The sequence below is a fragment of the Mesorhizobium sp. M1A.F.Ca.ET.072.01.1.1 genome (assembly GCF_004023325.1).
Classification (GTDB): domain Bacteria; phylum Pseudomonadota; class Alphaproteobacteria; order Rhizobiales; family Rhizobiaceae; genus Mesorhizobium.
The window spans coordinates 1-7571 of the sequence record NZ_RZSF01000321.1; the positions used below are offsets into that span (position 1 = coordinate 1).

Sequence of the window (7571 nt, forward strand, 5' to 3'; positions counted from 1 at the left end):
GCATTGCGCATCGCATCGAGTACCAGGACACCTATTCGGTGGTCACCGACAAGCTGCCCGAAGGCAGCACCTATTGCTCGCTCTGCTCGCGGCTGAGGCGCGGCCATCTCTATCGCATCGCGCGCGAGGAGGGTTGCACCGCGCTGGTGCTCGGCCACCACCGTGAGGACATCCTCGAAACCTTCTTCATGAACCTGTTCCATGGCGGGCGTCTCGCCGCCATACCGCCGAAGCTTCTCAATGACGAGGGCGACGTCATGGTTCTGCGCCCGCTCGCCTATTGCGCCGAGGCGGATCTGGAGAAATTCGCCAATGCAATGAAGTTCCCAATCATCCCGTGCGATCTTTGCGGCAGCCAGGAAGGGCTGCAGCGCAACGCCATGAAGGCGATGCTCGACGATATCGAGAAGCGTATGCCTGGCCGCAAGGACACGATGATCCGCGCGATGACCAATGTGCGACCCTCGCATCTGCTCGACCGCAAACTGTTCGACTTCGCCGCGCTCGATGCGCGCCTTACCATGGGAAAAGACATTTCCGATGACGTTTGACATGCAAGCGATCGACTGGCTGGCCGAGCTTCTAGCTGACGCAGCCAGGGCCGAAATCATGCCGCGCTTTCGCCGGTTGGGCGAGGGCGATATTCGCCAGAAGACGTCCGCCGCCGATCTGGTTACGGAGGCGGACGTCAACGCCGAAAGGCTGATCACTGTCAGGCTGCGCGAGCGTTACCCTACAGCGATGATCGTCGGCGAGGAGACCTGCTCCGACAATCCGGCCTTGCTCAAAGGGCTCGGCGATGCCGCGCTGGCCTTCGTCATCGATCCGGTCGACGGCACCTTCAACTTCGCCTCCGGCGTGCCGCTGTTCGGCGTCATGCTCGGCGTCGTGGTCAACGGCGAGACGGTTGCCGGCATCATCCACGACCCGATCGGGAAGGACTGGCTGATCGGCGCCAGGGGGGCGGGCAGCCATATCCGCCACGCACATGGCGCGCTGGACAGGGTGCGGGTCGCCGAGCCGGTGCCGATCTCCGAGATGACCGGCGCGATCTCGTGGCAGTATCTGAAGGAACCGGAGCGCTCGCGGCTCGCTCGCAACCACACAAAGGCGCTGTCGCAGTTCGGCTATCGTTGCGCCGCGCACGAATACCGGCTGCTGGCGAGCGGCCATGCGCATTTCGTCGTCTACAACAAGCTGATGCCGTGGGACCATCTGGCCGGCGTGCTGATCCACCAGGAGGCTGGTGGTTATGCGGCGCGGATCGACGGCGATGCTTATCTGCCGTCGCATCTCGACGGCGGGTTGTTGGTGGCGCCAGACAAGGATAGCTGGAACGAACTGCGGCGCGAGCTCTGGGCGGAATAGGATCGATTGCGCCAGCGAGCCAGCCCGTCGGCTGGAACATGTCGATCTACAACCTCACGCAAATCCGGAGATGTGAATGAGCACCCGGTCCGCGATGGTCGCTCTGGCTCTCGCCATCGCCGTGACGATCACCGGTGCGGACGAAGCAGCGGCACGGAAGCGCGCCTGCGGCAGTCGCGATCCCGTAAACTCCATAGCGGAAATGTCGGCTGCCATTTACGCCTGCTGGCGGCCGCCTCGCGGAACTGCCGGTCTGTCCTTGACCCTTCGGTTCTCGCTCCGCCGAGACGGAACGCTCATTGGCAAGCCGCGCGCGACCTTCTCCGCACTCGGATCGAACGACGCATTGAACAGAGCCTTCGTTGCCTCGATCCTCGAGGCTCTCGATAAGGCCCTGCCGTTACCCTTTACCGAGAGCATGGGCGAGGCGATCGCAGGGCGCATACTTTCGCCCCGCTTCACGGCTGCGCTGGAGCGAAAATCCTGACCGCCTGGCCGTAGGCGAGGTCTCACACCGGCGGATTGTGGGGCTGGAACAGCCTTCCGCGCTCGGCGATCAGGATCATCAGCAGGGCAGCGAGGGAAACGCTGCAGAAGCCGGCGGCCAATGGCGTGACCGTGCCGTTATAGGCCTGGCCTATCAGCGTGCCGAGCAGGCCGCCAAGAAAGGTCTGCATGAAGCCGAGGATGGAGGACGCCGTGCCGGCAAGCTCGCCGAGCGGCTCCATCGCAAGCGCGTTGAAATTCGCGCCGAGACAGCCGAACGGAACCATCGCGCCGGCAAAGAAGGCGATGAACAGCCAGAGCGGCATCTCGATCTCCAGCGAGACGACGAGCCAGACCAGGCTGATGGCGAGGAAGAGCAGCAGCGCGCTCTGCGACAGGCGGCGCATGCCGACCTTGCCGACGAGCCGCGCGTTGAGGAAGTTCGAGAAGGCGAGCACGCCCGCGACGCCGGCGAAGATCAACGGAAACAGCTCGCCGACATGGAAGACTTCGAGATAGATCTGCTGCGCGGAATTGATGAAGCCGAACATGGCGCCGAAGATGAAGGTGCTGGCAAAGGCATAGCAAAGCGCGATGCGGTTGGTGAGCACGATGCGGAAACCGCCGACGACGGCGTTGACGGTTAAGGGCCGCCGGTATTCCGGATGCAGCGTCTCCGGCAAGCGCAACAGCGACCATGCCGACACGATGAGCGCGCCGACGGCCATGGTGACGAAGATCCAGTGCCAAGTGGCGAAGAGCATGATGAACTGGCCGATGCCGGGCGCGACGACCGGTATCGCCATGAACACCATGAAGATCAGCGACATGACCTCGGCCATGCGGCGGCCCTCGAAGGTGTCGCGCACGATGGAGACAGCGATGACGCGGGTGGCCGCCGCGCCGATGCCTTGCACGACACGGCAGGCGAGCAGGGTGGCAAAGGTCGGAGCAACAGCAGCGGCCGCTACCGCCGCCACATAGATGATCAGGCCGGCGACCAGCGGCGCACGGCGGCCGAAACGATCGGAAACCGGACCGAAGAAGAGCTGACCGGTGCCGAAGCCAAGGATGTAGGCTGTGATCACATACTGGCGGTGGTTTTCATTCTCGACGCCGAGCGAGGCGCCGATCTGCTGCAGTGCCGGCAGCATGATGTCGATGGCGAGCGAATTGAGCGCCATCAGCGCCGCGCAGAGCGCAATGAATTCCCAGCGCGGAATGGGTAAGCTTTTTGCCGACTGCTGCGCTAGTGCCTGATTGTCCACGGCAAAATCCGATCAATCAAACGAACACGCGCCGGTCGACCGGCGCATCAATTCGTCTCGTTCTCGAGTTCGAAAGCCAAAGTGCCGAGGTGGGGCGGCCCCGGATGTCACGGCGCAGCCGGCTGGGCCGGCCAGCGCGAGCTCAATCAGGCGGCGCCTTTGACGCTGACGCCTTTTTCGACCAGGAAATCCTGCAGCTCGCCGGCCTGGAACATCTCGCGCACGATGTCGCAACCGCCGACGAACTCGCCCTTGACGTAGAGCTGCGGAATGGTCGGCCAGTTGGAATAGTCCTTGATGCCCTGGCGCAGCTCGGCCGAGGTCAGCACGTTCACGCCTTTGTAGTCGACCCCGACATAGTCGAGGATCTGCACCACCTGGCCGGAGAACCCGCACTGCGGGAAGCCGGGGGTGCCCTTCATGAAGAGCACGACGTCGTTGCTCTTCACTTCGCTGTCGATGTAGTCGTTGATGCCGCTCATGGGGAATCCTTTCACGCCTGTGGGAGTCAGGCTCGAAGCATGTCCATTAAATAAACCCATAGGTTGGCTGAAACAAGACGTTAGCCGCGACGCACCCGAAATGGCGCAAAGCTTTGGTCCGCCATTGGGCCAAATCCGCCAGCCGGAACTCTTCCCACAAGCGGGCCGGCAGGCCGGTTCTCTTGTCCCGGTGCCGCTGACGGTTTCCCAGGTGCGCACGCGCCGGAATTATAGCTATAGCTAAATCTTGAAGCATGCGCTATCCTTGCCGGTGCCTTGGAGGAACGCGGATATGCGCGAAACGAAATCGCTGCTGGAACAAAAGCTCGATCGAAGGCTGCTTCTGGCCGGTGGCCTGGCGGCCGGCGGCACGGCGGTGATGGCGACCGCGGCGCGCGGGCAGACCGACCACGCCGGTCACGGAACGCCAGCGGCGGCCGAGCCGCAGCCGGCGCACCTGTCCGCGCATGGGGCGATGATCACCGTCGGCGAGGTCGAGGATGGCCGCAACGGTTTCGATCCGGTGAAGCTGCTGAGCGACTGGGAGACCGGGACGGTGTCGACGCTGCCGGACGGGCGGACACTGCGCAGCTTCGAGGTCACGGCCGAGGACAAGGAGATCGAGATCGCGCCCGGCATCCTGTTCCCCGCCTGGACCTACAATGGCCGCGTGCCGGGGCCGACGCTGCGGGCCACCGAAGGCGATCGCTTGAAGATCGTCTTCCGCAACAACGGCTCGCATCCGCATTCCATGCATTTCCACGGCATTCATGCAGCACGGATGGACGGCGTTCCCGGCGCCGGTCTGATCGGGCCGGGCGAGGAGTTCGTGTACGAGTTCGACGCCAGGCCGTTCGGCTGCCACCTCTATCATTGCCATGCGCTGCCGCTGAAGCGGCACATCCAGAAAGGTATGTACGGCGCCTTCATCATCGATCCCGATCCCGCTAGGCATCCGGAGCACGAGACGGTCGCCCGCTCGCGCCTGCTCGGCACGCCGGAGAATGCCGGCTGGCAGGAATTCGTAATGGTGATGAACGCCTTCGACACCAATTTCGACAACGAGAACGAGGTCTATGCCGTCAACACCGTCGCCCATGCCTACGCGAAGAAGCCGATACGGGTGCTGAAGGACAAGCCTGTCCGGATCTATCTCGTCAACGTGGTCGAGTTCGACCCGATCAACTCCTTCCATCTGCATGCCAATTTCTTCGACTACTACAATCAGGGCACGACGCTGACGCCGACACTCAGGACCGTCGATCTGATCACCCAGTGCCAGGCCGAGCGCGGTATCCTCGAGTTCCATTTCAGGGAGCACGAGCCAGGCCTCTACATGTTCCATCCCCACCAGTCGGAGTTTACCGAACTCGGCTGGTCGGGCATGTTCGACGTCGTGGAGGCCTTGTCGTGACCGATGTCAGTAGCACCTCCCGGGATACACAGGCCGGTCGGCCGCGCTGGCTCTCTCTGCTCTGGATAGTACTGCCGCTCGCCGTGCTCGGGCTCGCGGTTGCGTGGATGGTCTCTTCCGACCCGTTGGCCAGCTTTCGCAACGGCGCGCCGCCGGTCGAGAACCTGACCTTCGAGCGGACAATTATCGGAAACGACGGCATTCGAATCCTCGTGCGGGCCGGTGGGTCGGAACCGATGACGATCGCACAGGTCCAGGTCGACGACGCTTACTGGCAGTTCACGCAGGATCCGCCGGGGCCGATCCCGCGCGGCGCAACGGCATGGATCAGCCTGCCATACCCCTGGGTGCTGGGGGAGGCGCATGCGATCAATGTCGTAACCAGTACCGGGACAACATTCGGGCACGATATCGCCGTCGCCGTACCCACACCGACGCGCAGTTCACCTAGCTTTGCCGCGCAAGCGGTGCTCGGCGGCTTTGTCGGCATCCTGCCCGTGGCGATCGGCCTGATGTTCTATCCGGCACTACGCGGGGTCGGGCGGAACGGCATGGACTTTCTCCTGTCGATGACCGTCGGTCTGCTCGCCTTCCTTTTCGTCGACACGCTCGAGGACGCGTTCGAACTGGCCGGCGAAGCAGCCGCCCTGTTCCAGGGGTCGACCATGATCGTACTCGCAGCCACCGCCAGTTTCCTTCTGCTCATGGCGGCAGGCCGGCGCAGCGGGACACCGACCGGGCTGGCGCTTGCCACCTTCATCGCACTCGGCATCGGCCTGCACAATCTCGGCGAGGGGCTGGCGATCGGCGCCGCCTTCGTTTCGGGCGCAGCCGGGCTCGGCACGTTCCTGGTGCTTGGCTTCACCTTGCACAACATCACCGAAGGCATCGCCATCGCCGCCCCGATCCTGAAGCAGCGACCGCCGCTTAGGACCTTCGCCATGTTGACGCTGCTCGCGGGAGGTCCGGCCGTCGTCGGCCTATGGATCGGCAGCCTCGCCTATGCGCCACAATGGTCGGCGCTGGCGCTGGCGATCGGCGCCGGAGCGATCCTGCAAGTGATCGTCGAGATGGTTTCCCTGCAGCTTCGCCAGCGCCCCGATGGCTCGCGCGCCTTGCTCGCACCGGCTGCGATGGCCGGGCTGACAGCCGGGGTCGGCTTCATGTACCTCACGGCGATGCTGGTAAAGATCTGAACAACCGCGGCGTCAACACTCAGTCCGGAACGCTGGTCTGCAGGGCGAGCGCATGCAGCACGCCGCCCATATTGCCTTTCAGCGCGTCATAGACCATCTGGTGCTGCTGGACGCGGCTTTTGCCGCGGAAGCTCTCGGCCACCACTTCGGCAGCGTAGTGGTCGCCGTCACCAGCCAGATCGCGAATCGTCACCTTGGCGTCCGGAATGCCTTCCTTGATCAGCCGTTCGATGTCGTGCGCATCCATTGCCATGGCAGAAATCCTGTTTTCGAGCGGGCGCAGCCCGTGCGATGAGAGTCGGGGATAAGCGTAGAGCCTTTCCGGTCCGGATTGAAGCCGTTCCATCCGTGACCGAGGCTTCACGGGATATTCCGACCCGGCTGAGCCGCGTCGCCGGCGGACACATCCTCGCGCGTCGAGTAGGCGCGACCGAGGCTGAAGGTCAGCACATAGAGCGGCACGTTTATTGCGATGCCAACCATCGGCAAGTAGCTCTTCCACTGCCAGACCGGGGAGAAAAACGGCCGGCCGTAGCCATCGCACATAAGCGAAGAACCATACGCCCAAAGCGCTCCGATGGCGGCTGCAATGGCGAAGAGCTTGACGCAAGTGACGATATGCCTTGCCCGAGCCGGCTCCGGCAAAAGGCGCTGCCACAGCACCAGGCACAAAACAGGAATGGCGTAGACGAGGTCCTGAGCGGCCAGCAACGGAATTGCGCCGTTCGCCGCAGCAAGGAACTCGGCTCGCGTTTCGAGCCTTGGACAGACCTCGCTCGAGGTCGTCGCCAGCAGCAGAAAGACGAACGGGCCGAGGAACCAGAAAAAGAACAGCGACGGCCAGAAAACGGCTGCAAGCAGCGCCCGGACCGCCAGCCTGGTCAAATGGCCTGATCCATGAAGCGCGGGAACCAGCCCTCATGGGCGGCGGTCAATTCGCTGACCGGAACGGCACGCGCCTCGCCGAGCTTCAGCATGTCGCCACCGGTCGTGCCGATCCACGGCGCGAAGATGCCGAGCTTGCCCTGCTCCGCGCGGATCCTGTCCCATTCGTCGCTTTGCGGGTCGATCGACAAGGTCAGGAGATAACGTCCCTGGTCCTCGCCGAACCAGACCGGGATCGGATCGGTGCCGGTGAGACCGGGAATGGTGGCGCCGATGCCGGATGCCATCGCCATTTCGGCCAGCGCCACGGCAAGGCCGCCGTCGGAGACGTCGTGCGCGGCAGTCACGATGCCGGAAGCGATCAGCGCGCGCACATGGTCGCCGACGCGCTTTTCATGTTCGAGGTCGACGGGCGGCGGCGAACCGTCGGCGCGGCCGTGGATGTCGCGCAAATAGACCGACTGGCCGAGAT

10 protein-coding genes are annotated in these 7571 nt (G+C 63.8%); 5 read left to right on the forward strand and 5 right to left on the reverse strand.

The features are described 5' to 3' along the window. The 3 genes from ttcA to EOA32_RS30110 all read left to right on the forward strand — a co-directional run. Positions 1 to 551: tRNA 2-thiocytidine(32) synthetase TtcA (gene ttcA, locus EOA32_RS30100; RefSeq protein ID WP_128373654.1), on the forward strand; the 551-nt coding region annotated here is incomplete at its 5' end. After that, a complete protein-coding gene (locus tag EOA32_RS30105; protein WP_128373655.1) occupies positions 541 to 1368 on the forward strand; it encodes an inositol monophosphatase family protein in 828 nt (275 codons plus the stop codon). The genes ttcA and EOA32_RS30105, both read left to right, overlap by 11 nt. 76 nt (positions 1369 to 1444) lie before the next feature. Then, positions 1445 to 1855: a hypothetical protein gene (locus EOA32_RS30110; RefSeq protein ID WP_128373656.1), complete on the forward strand. Its 411-nt coding sequence runs from the start codon at positions 1445 to 1447 to the stop codon at positions 1853 to 1855. 22 nt (positions 1856 to 1877) lie between these two features. On the opposite strand, the gene EOA32_RS30115 is transcribed toward EOA32_RS30110, so the two are convergent. Beyond that, on the reverse strand, positions 1878 to 3077 hold the full coding sequence (locus EOA32_RS30115; protein WP_066995308.1) for a multidrug effflux MFS transporter: 1200 nt from the start codon (positions 3075 to 3077) through the stop codon (positions 1878 to 1880). Between the two features lie 191 nt (positions 3078 to 3268). Next, positions 3269 to 3604, reverse strand: a complete 336-nt coding sequence (gene grxD / locus EOA32_RS30120) for a Grx4 family monothiol glutaredoxin (RefSeq protein ID WP_066995148.1) — start codon at positions 3602 to 3604, stop codon at positions 3269 to 3271. Positions 3605 to 3896: 292 nt separating this feature from the next. Between grxD and EOA32_RS30125 the strand changes: the two genes are divergently transcribed. Both EOA32_RS30125 and EOA32_RS30130 read left to right on the forward strand, forming a co-directional pair. Beyond that, a complete protein-coding gene (locus EOA32_RS30125) occupies positions 3897 to 5018 on the forward strand; it encodes a multicopper oxidase domain-containing protein (protein WP_128373657.1) in 1122 nt (373 codons plus the stop codon). Next, positions 5015 to 6214, forward strand: a complete 1200-nt coding sequence (locus EOA32_RS30130) for a ZIP family metal transporter (RefSeq protein WP_066995154.1) — start codon at positions 5015 to 5017, stop codon at positions 6212 to 6214. The genes EOA32_RS30125 and EOA32_RS30130 overlap by 4 nt, the downstream gene beginning before the upstream one ends. Positions 6215 to 6233: 19 nt before the next feature. On the opposite strand, the gene EOA32_RS30135 is transcribed toward EOA32_RS30130, so the two are convergent. The 3 genes from EOA32_RS30135 to EOA32_RS30145 form a co-directional block, all read right to left on the reverse strand. Further along, positions 6234 to 6467 (reverse strand): BolA family transcriptional regulator, encoded by a 234-nt coding sequence (locus EOA32_RS30135; RefSeq protein WP_023674714.1) that lies wholly within the window; start codon positions 6465 to 6467, stop codon positions 6234 to 6236. 107 nt (positions 6468 to 6574) lie between these two features. Further along, positions 6575 to 7099, reverse strand: coding sequence for a hypothetical protein (locus EOA32_RS30140; RefSeq protein WP_128373658.1), 525 nt, complete (start codon positions 7097 to 7099; stop codon positions 6575 to 6577). Then, a partial coding sequence (locus EOA32_RS30145; protein ID WP_245499428.1) for an AIR synthase-related protein occupies positions 7096 to 7571 on the reverse strand: 476 nt, incomplete at its 5' end. The genes EOA32_RS30140 and EOA32_RS30145, both read right to left, overlap by 4 nt.